Consider the following 16,717-nt stretch of genomic DNA (forward strand, 5'->3'; position numbering starts at 1 on the left):
ATTATCCAAATTTCGCCACGCAGACTTTCGACCTCTTCGAAAAACACCAAAGTCGCCGCGCTGCGTGGCCGCACCCGTTTTAACTTTTGGAGCTTGTCGATGACTGCACTTTTCAGCCCAACCGCCTTGGTTGTTCCTTTTGAAAAACTTCGAATGACGGACGTCGAATCCGTGGGTGGCAAAAACGCCAGCCTCGGCGAGATGATTTCACAATTGCCAACGGGTGTTCGCGTGCCCACTGGCTTTGCCACGACGGCCCATGCCTTTCGCGAGTTTTTGGCGCACGACGGCTTGGCCGACAAAATTAACGCCCGACTAGACCAACTCGACACCGAAGACGTGCGCGCCTTGGCCACTGTGGGCGCTGAAATTCGCGCCATGGTGGAAGCACAGCCTTTTCCCGCTGACTTGCAAAAAGCCATTGCCGATGCGTTTGCGGTTTTGTCTGCTGACAATGCTGCTGCCACCTTTGCCGTGCGTTCTTCTGCCACGGCTGAGGACTTACCTGACGCTTCTTTTGCTGGCCAGCAAGAAACCTTCCTCAATGTGCACGGCATCGACGAAGTGCTGCACAAAATGAAAGAAGTCTTTGCGTCGCTCTACAACGACCGCGCCATCAGCTACCGCGTGCACAAGGGCTTTGCGCATGCCGATGTGGCTTTGTCTGCCGGCGTGCAACGCATGGTGCGCTCTGACTTGGGCGCGGCTGGTGTGATGTTTACCATCGACACTGAGTCTGGCTTTGAAGATGTGGTGTTCATCACGTCGAGCTATGGTCTGGGTGAGACCGTGGTCCAGGGTGCTGTGAATCCCGATGAGTTTTATGTGCACAAACCCACTTTGAAAGCAGGCAAACGTGCCGTGATTCGCCGCAACTTGGGCTCCAAGCTTTTGCAAATGGAGTTCTCCACAGCCGAAGAGAAAAAAGCCACAGGCAAGTTGGTCAAGACCACCGATGTGCCCACCGAATTGAGAAATCGTTACTCTTTGTCTGATGCGGATGTCGAGCAACTGGCCCATTACGCTATGGTGATTGAGGCCCATTACGGGCGTGCGATGGACATCGAATGGGGCAAAGACGGCACAGACGGCTTGTTGTACATCTTGCAAGCGCGTCCTGAGACGGTCAAGAGCCAAGCCAAAGGACAGTCAGAGTTCCGCTACAAGCTCAAAGGCCACAGCACTGTTTTGGCCGAAGGTCGTGCGATTGGTCAAAAAATTGGCACAGGGCCTGTGCGCTTGGTGCATCACATCAGCGAGATGGACACGGTTCAACCAGGGGATGTGCTGGTCACTGACATGACCGACCCCAATTGGGAGCCCGTGATGAAGCGTGCGAGCGCCATCGTCACCAACCGTGGTGGCCGCACCTGCCACGCTGCCATCATTGCGCGTGAGTTGGGTATCCCTGCGGTGGTCGGTTGTGGTGACGCGACCGAGCGCTTGAAAGAAGGCACGCTCGTCACCGTGAGCTGCTCGGAAGGCGACACCGGCATGATTTATGACGGTTTGCTTGAAACCGAAGTGACCGAAGTTCAACGCGGCGAGATGCCCAGTATCAAAACCAAAATCATGATGAACGTGGGCAACCCCCAGTTGGCGTTTGACTTCTGTCAATTGCCCAACGACGGTGTGGGCTTGGCCCGTCTAGAGTTCATCATCAACAACAACATTGGCGTGCATCCCAAGGCGATTCTTGACTACCCCAATGTGGATGCCGACTTGAAAAAGGCGGTTGAATCTGTGGCCCGCGGACACGCCTCGCCCCGTGCGTTTTATGTGGACAAAGTGGCTGAAGGCATTGCAACGATTGCTGCCGCGTTTTGGCCCAAGCCCGTCATCGTTCGACTGTCGGACTTCAAGTCCAACGAATACCGCAAGCTCATTGGCGGTAGCCGCTACGAGCCCGAGGAGGAGAACCCCATGTTGGGCTTTCGTGGTGCTGCGCGCTACATCAGCGAGGACTTTGGCGAGGCGTTTGCGATGGAGTGCGAAGCCATGCGCCGCGTGCGTACCGACATGGGCTTGACCAACGTGCAAGTCATGGTGCCATTTGTGCGCACTTTGGGCCAAGCTGAGCGCGTCACCCACTTGTTGGCCGAACACGGTTTGAAGCGCGAAGAGAACGATCTCAAGATCATCATGATGTGCGAAGTGCCGAGCAACGCCATTCTTGCCGATGATTTTTTGAAGTTCTTTGACGGTTTTTCGATTGGCTCCAACGATTTGACCCAACTCACCCTGGGGTTAGACCGCGATTCAGGCTTAGCGCTATTGGCGGCTGATTTTGATGAGCGCGATCCCGCTGTGAAAGCTTTGCTCAGCCAAGCCATTGCCGCCTGTTTGGCCCAAGGCAAGTATGTGGGCATCTGCGGCCAAGGCCCTAGCGATCACCCAGACTTCGCGCTCTGGTTGGCAGACGAGGGCATCAGCTCGATCTCGCTCAACCCAGACAGCGTGATTGACACCTGGAAGTCATTGGCCAAGTAAACCGCCTTGATCAAGTCCTCTTTTAAGGCCTCCGATTCAGAGTCCTCGCATCCTCCCCCTCCAGAAGCGTCGGCTTTGACACGGCGCTCTGTGTGGGGTGTGGTGGGGCTGGTTTTGTTGACCGTTGGTTCTTTGGCATTGGCCTGGCACTTGCCTGACATGACCTTGCTGCATTTTGTGTGGGTGGCACAGGCCGTGCCCGTGTTGTATTTTGTGTTGGCATGGTGGGGCATTCAACCCTCATTGGTGGATGACGATGCGGTTTAAATTTTGGCCTTGGCGACTGCTGTTGCTGAGCTTTGCTGGCCTGGTTTTGTTGACGCTTTTGCTGTTGCTGGCCGATTTCGCGGGTGTGCCCAAGGGGGTTGTGAACGGCTTTTTTTTGGTGCTGTCCATCATTGGTTACGCGGTGATTGGCATGTTTTGTCGCACCACGATTCCTGAAGAATATTTTGTTGCAGGCCGCACGATCAGCGCACCCTTGAACGGCATGGCGACTGCAGCGGATTGGATTTCTGCGGCTTCCTTCATTGGCCTGACCGGGTTGTTGCTTTCGGATGGATTTGTGGGCGATGGGCAACACCCCGGAGGCTTGTCTTATTTGCTGGGTTGGACGGGGGGCTTTTGCTTGCTCGGTTTTTTGTTCGCGGCCAAGCTCAACCTGTCGCAATCCATCACGATCCCTGAGTTTTTGGGTCGGCGCTTTGACAGTGCGGCTGTGCGATGGTTAGCGGCTTGGGGTGCTATTTTGTGTTCCAGCGTTTACTTGGTTGCGCAAATTTATGGCATTGGCTTGGTGGCTTCCATGCTCTCGGGACTGACCTTCGAGTTGGGTGTTTTCTTGGCTCTAGGGGGCGTGTTGCTGTGTTCATTTCTTGGTGGAATGCGCGCCGTCACATGGACGCAGGGCGTGCAATGCGTGGTGATCGTCGTCTCAATGGTGGTGCTGGGCATGGCGGTGTCATTCAAGACCCAAGGCCATCCATTTGTGAATATTGCAGCGATGCAGTCCCTTCCTGAAATCCAAGCGCGTGCCAAGCAGATTGAATCCGATCCTGCAGAGCAGTCCACCCGCGAGTTGATCAGCTTGCGGATCAGCGATTTGGATGTCAAGATTGCTGAGCCTGCCTATGCACGTGAGGTGGAGCGACAAAATGTGGCGCAGCAGTTGGCCCAGGCCAAGGCCGACAACGCGCCCTTGCGCGAGATTCAAAAGATAGAGGCCAATCCCGCTTGGCGAGAAACCTCGCTCGATCGTTTGGTCAGTGCTTGGCAAGCAGAGCGAGAGGTTTTGGGGCAAGTCATTCGCAGACCCGTTGGCTTTCAAGTGCCGTACCTCGAGGGTTGGAATCCAGGCTGGAACAACAGTTTGGCCTTGGTGTTTTGCTTGATGTTGGGCACGGCAGCTTTGCCGCACATTTTGGTGCGCTCTTACACAACCGCCACCCCAGCCCAAGCACAGCGCTCCATCGTTTGGGCTTTGGGCTTCATTGTGGTGGTGTACTTGTGCGCTTCGTCCTTGGCCGTGTTGCTCAAGTCGTTCGTGTTGACCGAGTTGGTGGGGGCCCATTTAGACCAACTGCCCGATTGGGCGGACCGCCTCAGGTTGCGCAAATTGGCTTTGCTGAGCATTCAAGACCACAACCAAGACGGTGTGGTTCAGTATTCAGATATCCGTTTGTATAACGATTACTTGTTGCTTGGGTTGCCTGAAATCACGCATATCTCTTCCGTCTTCACGGGGCTCTTGGCCGCAGGCGCACTGGCTGCAGCGTTGTCAACGGCGGATGGTTTGTTGCTCACCATCTCCAATGCCTTGGCGCAGGATTTGTATTTCCAAACAGCTGCCCCCCATGCACCTCCCTTGCGTCGAGTGATGTTGTCCAAAATTTTGCTCATGGTGGTGGCCTTGCTGGCTGCGTGGTTTGCGACCAATCGCCCGGTGAGTATTTTGTTTTGGGTGACATGTGCGTTTTCATTAGCAGCAGCCACGTTTTTTCCTGTGTTGTTGCTGGGGTTTTACTGGCGCGGCATGAACCGGGTGGGGGCGTTGATGGCCATGGTGTCAGGCTTGGGCATCACCCTTTACTACATCGTTGTGAACCACCCTTGGGTGCAAATGCGCTTTCATCTGCAACCCTCTGACACGCTTTGGTTTAGTCTAGATCCGGTTTGTGCAGGCGTATTTGGTGTTCCTTTAGGCATGTTGTGCGCCTTTCTAGGGAGCTGGTTGTTTCCATCAGCCAAAAATTGACTATAATTGAAGGCTTTTCCCTTGCTGCCAGCGTCAGACGCCGCAAGCAGCTTCATATCCACAAGGAGTGTCCATGCGTCATTACGAAATCATTTTGTTGATCCACCCGGATCAAAGCGAGCAAGTTCCAGCGATGCTGGAGCGTTACAAAGGCATGATCACCGCAGGTGGTGGTGCTATTCATCGCACGGAAGACTGGGGTCGCCGCCAGTTGGCCTACATGATCAACAAGCTTGCCAAAGCTCACTACATTTGCTTGAACATTGAAGCTAGCCAAGCTGTGATGTCTGAACTCGAACATGCGTTCAAGTTCAACGATGCAGTGTTGCGCCACATGACAGTCTTGCGTAATAAGGCGGACACAACGCCTTCAGTCATGATGAAGACTGTCGAGCGCGAAGAGGCTCGCAAAAACCAGCAAGCCGAGTTCGCGGGCTAATTGCTGAATTTGCGTTAGGTTTGAACCAAGTTGTTTTGAATGCTTGTGTTGTAGAGGCCTCGACCCTGCGATACACCCCAGCCGGTTTACCCGCCATTGATGTCAGACTCGAGCACGCGTCTGACATCCAAGAAGCAGGGCAAAAGCGACAAGTCAAAGCAACCGTCAAATCAGTTGCCTTGGGACCGTTAGCCAATCGATTGGCTCAACTTCCCCTTGGTAGCCTTTGGCAGTTCAGTGGTTTTTTAGCCTCACCTCGCAACAGCAAAAACGTCGTTTTTCACATTCAAGATTTTCAGCAAATTTCATAGGAGGCCCAGATCATGGCCACGTTCAAGAAATTCAACAAAGACAAGCGCCCCAAGCGCAACACACAATCATTGCTTTTCAAGCGCAAGCGCTTTTGCCGCTTCACCGTCACTGGCGTTGAAGAAATCGACTACAAAGACGTTGACACCTTGCGTGACTTCATTGCCGAAAACGGCAAGATCATTCCCGCTCGCCTCACTGGCACACGCGCCATCTACCAACGTCAGCTGAACACCGCCATCAAGCGCGCACGCTTCTTGGCCTTGGTGCCCTACAGCGACCAGCACAAAATTTAAGGAGACCGACCATGCAAATTATTCTGCTCGACAAGGTCGTGAACCTCGGCAACCTCGGCGAAATCGTCCGTGTGAAAGATGGTTACGCCCGCAACTTTTTGATTCCATCGGGCCGCGCTCGTCGCGCCACCGAGACTGCGATCAAAGAATTCGAAGTGCGCCGCGCTGAACTCGAAAAAGCGGCCTCTGAAAAGCTGGCTGCTGCACAAGCTCAAGGCGAAAAGTTGGCTGGTAAAGCTGTCAAGATTGGCCAAAAAGCGGGTGTGGATGGCCGTTTGTTTGGCTCTGTGACCAACCATGACATTGCTGACGCTTTGACAAAAGATGGTTTCACAGTGGCTAAAGCCCAAATTCGCATGCCTCATGGCCCCATCAAGGTGGTGAGCGACACAACCGTGGGCGTGGCCTTGCACACGGACGTGATCGTTGAGGTCATTGTTTCTGTCTACGGCGAAGCTGCTTAAGTTTCTCGGCCTCGCATGAAGCCGCTCCTCGGAGCGGCTTTTTTATTTGTTCTGTGCTTTTCCCCAAGTCACCCACCTCTTATCCACAGAGTTATCCCAATCCTTTTGCGCCACTGGCCTTAGGATGTGTGTTTTACAGGATCACCATGTCAGCCGCCTCTAACAGCTTTGATGAGAGCTTCTCTCACGACCAGCAAATTGCACAACTGCGCATTCCTCCGCACTCCATCGAGGCCGAGTCGAGTGTGTTGGGCGGTTTGTTGTTAGACAACAGCGCATGGGACCGCGTGGGTGATTTGTTGAATGAAGGCGACTTTTACCGCTTTGAGCACAAGCAGGTGTACAGCGCCATCTTGACGCTGGTCAACGCCAGTCGCCCCGCTGATGTCATCACGGTCTACGAACACTTGCAAACCTTGGGCAAGGCTGAAGAAATAGGCGGCTTGGGTTATTTGAACGCACTCGCGCAGTATGTGCCAAGTGCCAGCAACATTCGCCGCTATGCCGAAATCGTGCGAGAGCGTGCAATTTTGCGCAAGTTGGTGACCGCCAGCGACGAAATTGCCACCAATGCCTTCAACACGCAGGGCAGGGCGGTGGCCCAAATCTTGGATGAAGCCGAGCAAAAAATCTTCAACATTGGTGAAGAAGGCTCACGCATGAAGCAAGGTTTTCAAGCCATGCCCCAACTGGTGGTGGATTTGTTAGACCGTGTGCAAGAAATGGCTGACAACCAAAACGATATCACCGGCGTGCCCACAGGCTTCGTCGACTTTGACCGCATGACGTCTGGGCTGCAGCCTGGCGACTTGATTGTGTTGGCGGCGCGTCCGTCGATGGGTAAAACAGCGTTGGCCATCAACATCGCAGAGCATGTGGCTTTGCATGAAGACTTGCCCGTGGCGGTTTTCTCTATGGAAATGGGTGCTTCACAGTTGGCCGTGCGTATCGTCGGTTCGATTGGTCGTATTGACCAAGGCCACCTCCGTACGGGTAAATTGAGTGACGACGAATGGCCACGTTTGACCGAAGCCATTGAGAAGCTGCGCAATGTGTCGCTGCATATCGACGAAACACCAGGACTCACCCCCAGCGAGCTGCGTGCCAATGCGCGTCGTTTGTCGCGTCAATGCGGCAAACTCGGCCTGATCGTGGTTGACTATTTGCAACTCATGAGTGGCTCCAACGGCAGCAGCGGTGACAACCGTGCGACGGAGATCGGTGAAATTTCGCGGGGTTTGAAAATGCTGGCCAAAGAGCTGCAATGCCCTGTGATTGCTTTGTCGCAGCTCAACCGAAGCGTGGAGCAACGCACCGACAAACGCCCCATGATGAGTGACCTGCGCGAATCCGGTGCGATTGAGCAAGACGCGGACGTGATCATGTTTATTTACCGCGATGATTACTACAACAAAGAGTCCAAAGAGCCCGGCGTGGCTGAGATCATCATCGGCAAGCAACGAAACGGCCCCACGGGCACCATCAAATTGGCCTTCTTGAAACCCATCACCAAGTTCGAAAGCTTGGCCAGTGGCTACAGCAGTGGTGGTGATTACTAAGGCTGGCTAAGCCTTAAAGAACCTCGCTGGCAAAGTCTGCAAGTCGAGATCGTTCGCCACGGGCCAAAGTGATGTGGCCTCCATGTGGCCAGCCCTTGAAGCGGTCTACCGCATAAGTCAAGCCCGATGAGCCCTCGGTGAGGTAGGGCGTATCAATCTGCGCCAAGTTGCCCATGCAGATGATCTTGGTGCCTGGGCCTGCGCGTGTGATGAGGGTTTTCATTTGTTTGGGCGTCAAGTTTTGTGCCTCATCGATGATGAGGTACTTGTTCAAAAACGTGCGTCCGCGCATGAAATTCAAGCTCTTGATTTTGATGCGGCTGCGAATCAAATCATTCGTCGCCGCACGGCCCCAATCGCCAGAACTGGTTTCGGTTTTTGCCAGCACTTCAAGGTTGTCATCCAAGGCGCCCATCCAAGGGCCCATTTTTTCTTCTTCAGTACCCGGCAGAAAGCCAATGTCTTCACCCACACTCACTGTCGCGCGCGTCATGATGATTTCGGTGTAGCGACGGTCATCCAGCACTTGAGTGAGGCCTGCAGCCAAGGCCATGAGTGTCTTGCCCGTACCGGCTGTGCCAGTGAGGGTGACAAAGTCAATCTCGGGGTCTGTGAGCAAGTTCATGGCAAAGTTTTGTTCGCGGTTGCGCGTGGTCACGCCCCACACAGCATTCTTGAGGTGGGTGAAGTCTTTCAGCGTTTTCAGCACCACGGTGTGGCCGCGAATTTCGGTCACTCGGGCATACAGGCTGGGCTCGCCTGGCGCTTCGTAATAAACAAACTGGTTGATATGCAGGTCTGGCACCAGGGGGCCGCTCAGACGGTAGAAGGTGTGGCTGCCGCTTTGCCAGCTTTCCACTTCTTTGGCGTGTTTGAGCCAAAAATCTTCGGGCAAAGCCAAGGCGCCTGAATACAGCAGGTCGCCATCTTCTAGGGTCTTGTCGTTTTGGTAGTCTTCAGCTGCCAGCCCCAATGCACGGGCTTTGACGCGCATATTGATGTCTTTGGAGACCAGCACCACTTCTCGCTGTGCGTGCTTGATACGCAAGGCTTCGACCACGCCCAAAATTTGGTTGTCGGCTTTGCCTTGAGGCAGGCTGGCGGGAAGCGTGAAGTCGAGGGGCTCCGTTTGGAAGAAGAGGCGTCCGCCCACTTCAATGTGGCCCGTGCCATCAAGCTTGATGCCGGTGATGATGTCCGAGTTGTGTGAGGCTACCAAGGCATCGAGTGAGCGGCTGGTTTGGCGGGCATTGCGCGCGACTTCGGTCATGCCTTTTTTATGACCGTCTAACTCTTCAAGCACGATCATGGGCAAAAACACATCGTGCTCTTCAAAGCGGAACAAACACATCGGATCGTGCATCAGCACATTGGTGTCAAGCACGAACAATTTGGTGGGGCCGGCGTTCTTTTTCTTAGGTGTGGCGGCGCGAACTGGCGCTGTCTTGCGTTCACCTTTGTACGCGGGCATCGGCTCCGATTTGATGAGAACAGGCGCTGGTGCGGGGCGGCCCTTGGTTGGCATGTGTTCATCCAGAGCGCTCGGCTCATGGCGGAGCGTTACTTTGCGTGTCGTGCGCGACTTGGCTTTAGCGGCCGCTAAGCCATCGGTGTTCAAAAAGGCGGCACGTTTAGCGGGGGCAGGTGGCAGTGGCATAGATAAAAATTAAAGAGTTAAAACGCAAGGAAAAACTGAAACTCAGGCTTAAAAAGCGAAAAAGCCGCCTAAAGGCCAAGGCGGCTTTTTTTATGGAAACGCGCTCGCTTCTGTCAAAGTCATGGAATCACTATAACCGAGCTCTGTGACATTTTTTTGTTGGTTTTAAGCGGCTGCGGCTGCGGCTTTCTTCAAGGCTTTGACCGCCTTGAGTACTTCGTCCACATGGCCTGGCACCTTGAGGCCGCGCCACTCTTCTTTCAGTAGGCCATCAGCCCCGACCAAAAAGGTGCTGCGCTCAATGCCTTTGACTTTTTTGCCGTACATGATTTTATTTTTCACGACACCAAACATATGACACATTTTTTCTTCTGTGTCAGCAATCAGCTCAAAGGGCAATTCGAGTTTGGACTTGAACTCATCGTGTGATTTCATGTTGTCACGTGAGACGCCAAACACCAAAGCGCCAGCTTTGACAAAGTCTTTGTACTTGTCGCGAAACTGCATGGCCTCTGTGGTGCAACCTGGGGTGTTGTCTTTTGGGTAAAAGTACAAGACCATCACTTGGCCGATGTGTGATGTGTTGCTGACCTTAATGCCGCCTGTTGCATTGGCTTCAAATTCGGGTAGGGGTTTATTGACAACAATTGCCATAGCGCTCAATCAGGTGTGACAGTTCAAATGGCCGGGTGAAGGAGGCGACTGTCGAGACAGCCCCCTTTCGGCAACCAATTATTTTAACTTAGAAACCTTGCATTGACGATGAATGGGTGCATCAATCAGAAGCGCAATGAAGCGCGTGCTTAATTATTACTTGTAGAGGTTTCGATGAGAAGTGCCGCAGCCACCTTGCGGCCTTCGCCCGCCAAGATGTTGTAAGTTCGGCACGCGGCTTGTGTATTCATGGCCTCCAGTCCAATCTGGCGCTTCATCAAGCCCACTTGCCATTCAGGTTTGGGGAAGCGGTGGCTGTCCCCGCTGCCAAAAATGACCAGTTCCACATCCAATTCAGCGAGTTGCGCGAAGTGTTCAGCCCCTAAGTCGTCAAAGCTTTGGCAATGCCAATCAAGGCGAACGCCCTCGGAGGTGATCAGCACGCTGTGGGTGATTTTTTCACCTTGGATGGCAATCCATCCCGAGCCATAGGCGGTGACGGACTGGGTCTCGATGCGATCGGGTTGTAATTTCATAAATGCCTTGAGAACTGTGGTCAAATTATAGGTTTCACCCCGTAAAAGAGCCCTCGGAGGGACTTTGAAGCAGATCCACAAATCCAACAAGCTGTCCAACGTCTGTTATGACATTCGCGGTCCCATCATGGACCGAGCGCGTCAAATGGAAGACGAGGGCCACAAGATCATCAAGCTCAACATCGGCAATTTGGCCGTGTTTGGTTTCGACGCGCCTGAAGAAATTCAGCAAGACATGATCCGCAACTTGCCGACATCCGCAGGTTACTCAGATAGCAAAGGTATTTTTGGTGCCCGCAAAGCAGTGATGCACGAAACGCAAAAGCAAGGCATCAAAGGCGTCACGCTCGATGACATTTACCTTGGCAATGGCGCGAGTGAGCTCATTGTGATGGCGACCAATGGACTGCTCAACAACGGCGACGAGATGCTTTTACCCGCGCCTGACTATCCGCTGTGGACGGCCGCGGTGAGTTTGTCGGGCGGCACGCCTGTGCATTACAGCTGTGATGAAGACAATGGCTGGATGCCCAACATCGAAGACATTCGATCAAAAATCACCCCAAACACCAAAGGCATTGTGGTCATCAACCCCAACAACCCGACGGGTGCTTTGTACTCAGACGAGTTGTTGTTGCAAATCGTGGAGCTTGCGCGCCAGCAGGGCTTGGTCATTTTTGCGGATGAAGTCTATGACAAGGTCTTGTATGACGGCGTCAAACACACGCCCATCGCAAGCCTGAGTGACGATGTGTTGACGCTCACCTTCAACTCTCTGTCCAAGAGCTATCGCTCCTGTGGCTATCGCGCGGGTTGGTTGGTGGTGTCGGGCGACAAAAAGCCTGCGGCCGATTACATCGAGGGCCTCAACATGCTCTCCAACATGCGTTTGTGTGCCAATGTGCCTGGCCAGTGGGCGATTCAAACCGCCTTGGGTGGCTACCAAAGCATCAATGATTTGGTGGGCGAGGGAGGTCGCTTGCGCAAGCAGCGTGATTTGGCCTATGAGCTCATCACCGCCATTCCTGGCGTGACCTGTGTCAAGCCGCAAGCTGCGCTTTATATGTTCCCTCGCTTAGACCCCAAGCTATACCCCATCGAAGACGACCAACAGTTTTTTCTGGAACTGCTCCAAGAAACCAAGGTCATGTTGGTTCAGGGCACGGGGTTTAACTGGAAGAGCACGGACCACTTTCGCATTGTGTTCTTGCCTCACGAAGATGATTTGCGCGAGGCCATCTCTCGCATTTCCAAATTTCTTGAAAACTACCGAAATAAAAAAGCATGAAACCGATTCAAGTAGGCTTGTTAGGCATTGGCACTGTGGGCAGAGGCACGTTTGAAGTGCTCCACCGTAACCAAGAAGAAATTCAACGTCGCGCGGGTCGCGGCATTGAAGTCACGATGGTGGCTGACCTGGATGTGGCGCGCGCCCAAGAGATTGTGGGTTCGAGCGTGCAAGTGGTGGACGATGCTCGCCAAGTCATTGCCAACCCCGACATTGACATCGTGGTGGAGCTGATTGGTGGCTATGGCATTGCCAAGCAACTGGTGCTTGAAGCGATCGAAGCTGGTAAGCATGTGGTCACCGCCAACAAAGCGTTGTTGGCGGTTCACGGTACAGAAATTTTTGCGGCTGCACATAAAAAAGGCGTGATGGTGGCCTTTGAAGCTGCAGTGGCGGGTGGCATCCCCATCATCAAGGCTTTGCGTGAAGGTTTGACGGCCAACCGCATTCAGTGGCTGGCTGGCATCATCAATGGCACGACCAACTTCATCTTGTCTGAAATGCGCGACAAAGGTTTGGCATTTGATGATGTGCTCAAACAAGCCCAAGCTTTGGGATACGCCGAAGCCGACCCAACCTTTGACATTGAAGGCGTGGACGCGGCCCACAAAGTCACCCTGATGTCGGCTATCGCCTTTGGCGTGCCGGTTCAGTTTGACAAGGCCTATGTCGAAGGCATCACCCAGCTTGAAGCGCAAGACATCAAATACGCCGAACAACTCGGCTACCGCATCAAGCTGCTGGGCATATCCAAGCGCACATCCATAGGCATTGAGCTGCGTGTTCATCCCTGCTTGGTGCCAGCCAAACGCTTGATTGCCAACGTCGAAGGCGCGATGAATGCTGTGATGGTGCACGCCGATGCTGTGGGCACCACACTTTATTACGGCAAGGGCGCTGGCAGCGAGCCAACCGCCAGCGCAGTGATCGCCGACTTGGTGGACATCACGCGCTTGCACACCGCTGACCCACTGAACCGTGTGCCGCATTTGGCATTCCAGCCCGACGCCATGAGCAGTTTGCCGATTTTGACGATGGCTGAAGTGGTCACCAGTTACTACTTGCGCATGCGTGTGGCCGATCAGCCGGGCGTGCTTGCCAAGGTCACTGGCATTTTGGCCCATGCTGACATCAGCATTGATGCTGTGTTGCAACGCGAGGCGGGTGAGGGCGAGAGCCACACCGACCTCATCATCTTGACCCACGACTGTGTGGAAGCCAAGATGAGTCAAGCCATCGCCGAGATGCAACAACTCAGCACGGTCTTGGCCCCTATCACCCGCATCCGAAAAGAAGAGTTGAACTGATGCTGTATTTGTCCACGCGCGGCCATGCAGAGCGCAAGCGGTTTTGTGAAATCCTTCTGGAGGGCTTGGCGCCCGATGGGGGTTTGTATTTGCCTGAGCACTATCCACATTTGGACGATGCAGCGCTGACGCACTTGCGCACCACATTCAACACCGAAGGCTATGGCGCTTTGGCGTTTGAGGTGCTGTCGCTCTATATCGACGACATTCCTGCGGCCGATCTCAAAGCCTTGTGTCTCAAGACCTACACACAAGAGGTGTTCGGCACGGAGGTGATCGTGCCCGTGCGTCCTTTGGAAGACGGCTTGTGGGTGGAGGCTTTGTCGAATGGCCCCACGCTGGCTTTCAAAGACATGGCCATGCAATTGCTTGGCAATTTGTTTGAATACGAGTTGGCACGACGAGGCGAGCAACTGAATATTTTTGGCGCAACCAGTGGCGATACCGGTAGCGCAGCCGAATACGCCATGCGTGGCAAAAAAGGTGTGCGCGTTTTTATGACCAGCCCACATGGGCGGATGAGCCCTTTCCAACAAGCCCAAATGTTCAGCTTGATGGACGAGAACATCCACAACATCGCCATCGAGGGTGTATTTGACGATTGCCAAGACTTGGTCAAAGCCGTCTCCAATGATTTGGACTTCAAGATCAAATACAAAATCGGCACGGTCAACTCCATCAACTGGGCACGTTTGTTGGCTCAAGTGGTGTACTACTTTGCCGGCTATTTCCAAGCCACTACAGCCAACAGCCAAAAGGTTAGCTTCACCGTGCCGAGTGGCAACTTTGGCAATGTGTGTGCAGGTCATGTGGCTCGCATGATGGGCTTGCCAGTGGACACTTTGGTGGTGGCGACCAACGAAAACGATGTGCTGGATGAGTTTTTTCGCACGGGCGTCTACCGCGTGCGCGGCAGTGGCGACACACACGAAACGTCTAGCCCGTCCATGGATATCTCCAAGGCCAGTAACTTCGAGCGTTTTGCGTTCGACTTGCTAGGTCGCGATGCTGCGCTGACCCAAGATTTGTTTGGTGCGCAAATTTCGAAAAACGGTCACTTTGACCTCAGCGCTCATCCGCACTTCTCAGAGGCGGCCTCCCGCTATGGCTTTGCCAGCGGCAAGAGCACACACGCCCATCGCTTGGCCACCATTCAAGACGTGTTCAAGCGCTTCGGCCAGATGATCGACACCCACACCGCCGACGGTGTGAAAGTGGCGCGTGAACACATCAAGCCAGACGTGCCCATGATCGTGCTGGAAACCGCTTTGCCCATCAAGTTTGCTGCCACCATCGTGGAGGCTTTGGGGCAAGAGCCGCATTGCCCAGCTAAGTTTGAAGGCATCGAGGCGCTGCCTAAGCGCGTACAACTGATGCAGGTAGATGTGGCGCAAATCAAGGCCTACATCGCCCAACATTGCGACCCCGCATGAAGGTGGTTGCCTTTGCAGGTTACTCCGGCTCGGGGAAAACCACCTTGGTGGAGCAATTGATTGGCTGCATGCGCATGCGCGGTTTGCGCGTGTCCGTGGTCAAACACGCACACCACAACTTTGACATTGACAAGCCAGGCAAAGACAGCTGGCGTCACCGCGAGGCAGGCGCATTTGAGGTGCTGGTCGCCTCCAACCAACGCTTGGTTTTGCAACGACAATTTGAACAGCCTGCCCAGTTGTCGGTGCACCATCTTTTGGCCGAGGTCTATGACGGTGTGGATTGGGTCTTGGTTGAGGGCTTTAAGACAAGCGATTTGCTCAAGGTAGAGGTCTGGCGCAAAGCGTCTGAACAACCCGTGCGCTACCCGCATGATGACTTTGTGGTGGCAATTGCGACTGATTCGCCGCAAGACTTGCCCGAGGCCACCTTACGCCCCGTGCTGGACTTGAACGATCCTTTTGCCATCACCGAATGGTTGGTCGCCCATCAAGATCGTTTTGAATACAACCCAGCTTTGTTATGAACCGTCCCTCTTTGCTCTCACTTGATGACGCGTTGCCACAATTGTTGGCGCAAGCCCACACCTTGCCCGAAACGCAGTGGGTGAGTACTTTTGACGCTGATGGTCGTGTGCTCGCTCAAGACGTCGTTGCGGGTTTGCAAGTGCCGCCCCATGACAACAGTTCGATGGACGGCTATGCCCTGCGTGCGCTCGATTGTGTGCAAGCAGGTGCTGTGTTGCGCGTGACGCAGCGCATTCCTGCGGGCACTCATGGCACACAGCTGAACTCTGGCGAAGCAGCGCGCATCTTCACGGGTGCGCCCATCCCACCAGGCGCAGATGCAGTGGTGATGCAAGAAGACTGCGAAGTCTTAGAGGGTGGGCAAATCAAAGTCAACATGGCGGTGCCGACCGCGCAGTGGATTCGACGCTCAGGCGAAGATGTCACACGCGGTGCCACGGTGCTGAGCCGGGGCACGCGTTTAACGCCCGCCGAGTTGGGCTTGGCTGCCAGCATCGGCTTGGCTCAATTACAAGTGTCTGTGCGTCCCCGTGTGGCCTTGTTCTCCACGGGCGATGAGTTGGTCATGCCGGGCGATGTGGCTCCCGAGGCCATGCCTGCAGGCGCTATTTACAACTCCAACCGTTTTTTCTTGCGTGCCATGTTGAAGCGCTTGGGTTGCGAGGTGAGCGACTTGGGCATCGTGCCCGACAAGCGAGAGGCCACCATCGCCGTCTTGCGAGATGCAGCCATGCATCATGATTTGATTTTGACCAGCGGCGGCGTGTCGGTGGGAGAAGAAGACCACATCAAGCCCGCTGTGCAAAGCCTGGGAGAACTGTCGTTGTGGCAGTTGTCTATCAAGCCCGGCAAGCCCTTTGCGTATGGCAAGGTGAACCGCGAAGGTGGTGTATGTCATTTCATGGGGTTGCCTGGTAATCCCGTGTCTAGCTTTGTCACCTTCTTGTTGTTGGTGCGGCCTTTTCTGTTGGCCATGCAAGGCGTGACGCAAACAGAGGTCAAACGCACCCAGATGACAGCGCATTTCGATTGGCCCCGTGCAGACAAGCGACGCGAGTTTTTGCGTGTCAAACGCAACGCTGCAGGAGGCCTTGATGTATTCCCCAACCAAAGCTCGGGTGTTCTCACCTCAGCGGTGTGGGGCGATGGTGTGGTGGACAACCCTTCTGGGCAAACGATTGCAAGAGGCGATAGCGTGCGCTTTATTTCCTTTGAGGAGTGGCTGGCATGAGCATGACCTTGACGGTGAACCTCAAGTACTTTGCTTCCATCCGTGAAGCCATCGGACAGGGCGGCGAGAGCTTCAGCACACAAGCCGCCACGCTCCACGCATTGCGCGACGAACTGATTGCCCGCGGCGGTGCTTATGCGCAAGTGCTGGCCCATGGCCGAGCTGTGAGGATGGCTCTGAACCAAGACCTGTGCGAAGAGTCCGCTGCTTTGAGCGAAGGCTGCGAGGTGGCTTTTTTCCCGCCCGTCACGGGTGGCTAATTCAAGAGGCCC

17 protein-coding genes are annotated in these 16,717 nt (G+C 54.4%); 14 read left to right on the forward strand and 3 right to left on the reverse strand.

Translation table 11 applies throughout. From position 1 onward, the window contains the following. Window positions 1-99 precede the first annotated feature (99 nt). The 8 genes from ppsA (at window position 100) to dnaB (ending at window position 7,811) form a co-directional block, all read left to right on the forward strand. Window positions 100-2,490 (forward strand): phosphoenolpyruvate synthase, encoded by a 2,391-nt coding sequence (gene ppsA, locus V7Q41_RS02820; RefSeq protein ID WP_333842512.1) that lies wholly within the window; start codon window positions 100-102, stop codon window positions 2,488-2,490. A gap of 75 nt (window positions 2,491-2,565) precedes the next feature. Further along, window positions 2,566-2,757 carry a hypothetical protein gene (locus tag V7Q41_RS02825; RefSeq protein ID WP_333842514.1) on the forward strand — a complete coding sequence of 64 codons (192 nt, stop codon included), beginning with the start codon at window positions 2,566-2,568 and terminating at the stop codon, window positions 2,755-2,757. Continuing rightward, window positions 2,747-4,744, forward strand: a complete 1,998-nt coding sequence (locus V7Q41_RS02830) for a VC_2705 family sodium/solute symporter (RefSeq protein ID WP_333842517.1) — start codon at window positions 2,747-2,749, stop codon at window positions 4,742-4,744. Before V7Q41_RS02825 ends, V7Q41_RS02830 begins: the two co-directional genes overlap by 11 nt. Window positions 4,745-4,817: 73 nt before the next feature. Next, window positions 4,818-5,183 (forward strand): 30S ribosomal protein S6, encoded by a 366-nt coding sequence (gene rpsF, locus V7Q41_RS02835; protein ID WP_333842520.1) that lies wholly within the window; start codon window positions 4,818-4,820, stop codon window positions 5,181-5,183. A gap of 20 nt (window positions 5,184-5,203) precedes the next feature. Beyond that, the gene (priB, locus tag V7Q41_RS02840; RefSeq protein WP_333842522.1) at window positions 5,204-5,494 is read left to right on the forward strand and encodes a primosomal replication protein N; all 291 of its coding nucleotides are present in this window, start codon (window positions 5,204-5,206) and stop codon (window positions 5,492-5,494) included. Between the two features lie 12 nt (window positions 5,495-5,506). Further along, window positions 5,507-5,788 (forward strand): 30S ribosomal protein S18, encoded by a 282-nt coding sequence (gene rpsR, locus V7Q41_RS02845; RefSeq protein ID WP_044397946.1) that lies wholly within the window; start codon window positions 5,507-5,509, stop codon window positions 5,786-5,788. Between the two features lie 11 nt (window positions 5,789-5,799). Then, complete coding sequence (rplI, locus tag V7Q41_RS02850; RefSeq protein ID WP_333842540.1) at window positions 5,800-6,252, forward strand: 50S ribosomal protein L9; 453 nt, start codon at window positions 5,800-5,802, stop codon at window positions 6,250-6,252. A 146-nt stretch (window positions 6,253-6,398) separates the two neighbouring features. Then, window positions 6,399-7,811, forward strand: a complete 1,413-nt coding sequence (gene dnaB, locus V7Q41_RS02855; protein WP_333842542.1) for a replicative DNA helicase — start codon at window positions 6,399-6,401, stop codon at window positions 7,809-7,811. Between the two features lie 13 nt (window positions 7,812-7,824). Here the strand turns inward: dnaB and V7Q41_RS02860 are convergent, their stop codons facing one another. The 3 genes from V7Q41_RS02860 to V7Q41_RS02870 all read right to left on the reverse strand — a co-directional run bounded on the left by V7Q41_RS02860 (window position 7,825) and on the right by V7Q41_RS02870 (window position 10,658). Beyond that, a complete protein-coding gene (locus V7Q41_RS02860; protein ID WP_333842544.1) occupies window positions 7,825-9,468 on the reverse strand; it encodes a PhoH family protein in 1,644 nt (547 codons plus the stop codon). Window positions 9,469-9,633: 165 nt separating this feature from the next. Next, a complete protein-coding gene (locus V7Q41_RS02865) occupies window positions 9,634-10,122 on the reverse strand; it encodes a peroxiredoxin (protein ID WP_333842546.1) in 489 nt (162 codons plus the stop codon). 149 nt (window positions 10,123-10,271) lie between these two features. Next, window positions 10,272-10,658 carry an Mth938-like domain-containing protein gene (locus tag V7Q41_RS02870; RefSeq protein ID WP_333842548.1) on the reverse strand — a complete coding sequence of 129 codons (387 nt, stop codon included), beginning with the start codon at window positions 10,656-10,658 and terminating at the stop codon, window positions 10,272-10,274. Window positions 10,659-10,722: 64 nt separating this feature from the next. On the opposite strand from V7Q41_RS02870, the gene V7Q41_RS02875 reads away from it, so the two are divergent. Genes V7Q41_RS02875 through moaD form a run of 6 tightly spaced genes read left to right on the forward strand, consistent with a single transcriptional unit; the run spans window position 10,723 to window position 16,705 of the window. Continuing rightward, window positions 10,723-11,946: a pyridoxal phosphate-dependent aminotransferase gene (locus V7Q41_RS02875; RefSeq protein ID WP_333842551.1), complete on the forward strand. Its 1,224-nt coding sequence runs from the start codon at window positions 10,723-10,725 to the stop codon at window positions 11,944-11,946. Beyond that, entirely contained in the window at window positions 11,943-13,253 is a 1,311-nt protein-coding gene (locus tag V7Q41_RS02880; protein WP_333842553.1) for a homoserine dehydrogenase, read from the forward strand. Before V7Q41_RS02875 ends, V7Q41_RS02880 begins: the two co-directional genes overlap by 4 nt. After that, entirely contained in the window at window positions 13,253-14,686 is a 1,434-nt protein-coding gene (gene thrC, locus V7Q41_RS02885; protein ID WP_333842555.1) for a threonine synthase, read from the forward strand. The genes V7Q41_RS02880 and thrC overlap by 1 nt, the downstream gene beginning before the upstream one ends. After that, window positions 14,683-15,213 carry a molybdopterin-guanine dinucleotide biosynthesis protein B gene (mobB, locus tag V7Q41_RS02890; protein ID WP_333842558.1) on the forward strand — a complete coding sequence of 177 codons (531 nt, stop codon included), beginning with the start codon at window positions 14,683-14,685 and terminating at the stop codon, window positions 15,211-15,213. Before thrC ends, mobB begins: the two co-directional genes overlap by 4 nt. Beyond that, on the forward strand, window positions 15,210-16,445 hold the full coding sequence (locus tag V7Q41_RS02895; RefSeq protein ID WP_333842560.1) for a molybdopterin molybdotransferase MoeA: 1,236 nt from the start codon (window positions 15,210-15,212) through the stop codon (window positions 16,443-16,445). The genes mobB and V7Q41_RS02895 overlap by 4 nt, the downstream gene beginning before the upstream one ends. Continuing rightward, window positions 16,442-16,705, forward strand: a complete 264-nt coding sequence (gene moaD / locus V7Q41_RS02900; protein WP_333842562.1) for a molybdopterin converting factor subunit 1 — start codon at window positions 16,442-16,444, stop codon at window positions 16,703-16,705. Before V7Q41_RS02895 ends, moaD begins: the two co-directional genes overlap by 4 nt. The last annotated feature ends 12 nt before the right edge of the window (window positions 16,706-16,717 follow it).

It is taken from the genome of Limnohabitans sp., assembly GCF_036804465.1.
GTDB lineage: Bacteria > Pseudomonadota > Gammaproteobacteria > Burkholderiales > Burkholderiaceae_C > Limnohabitans.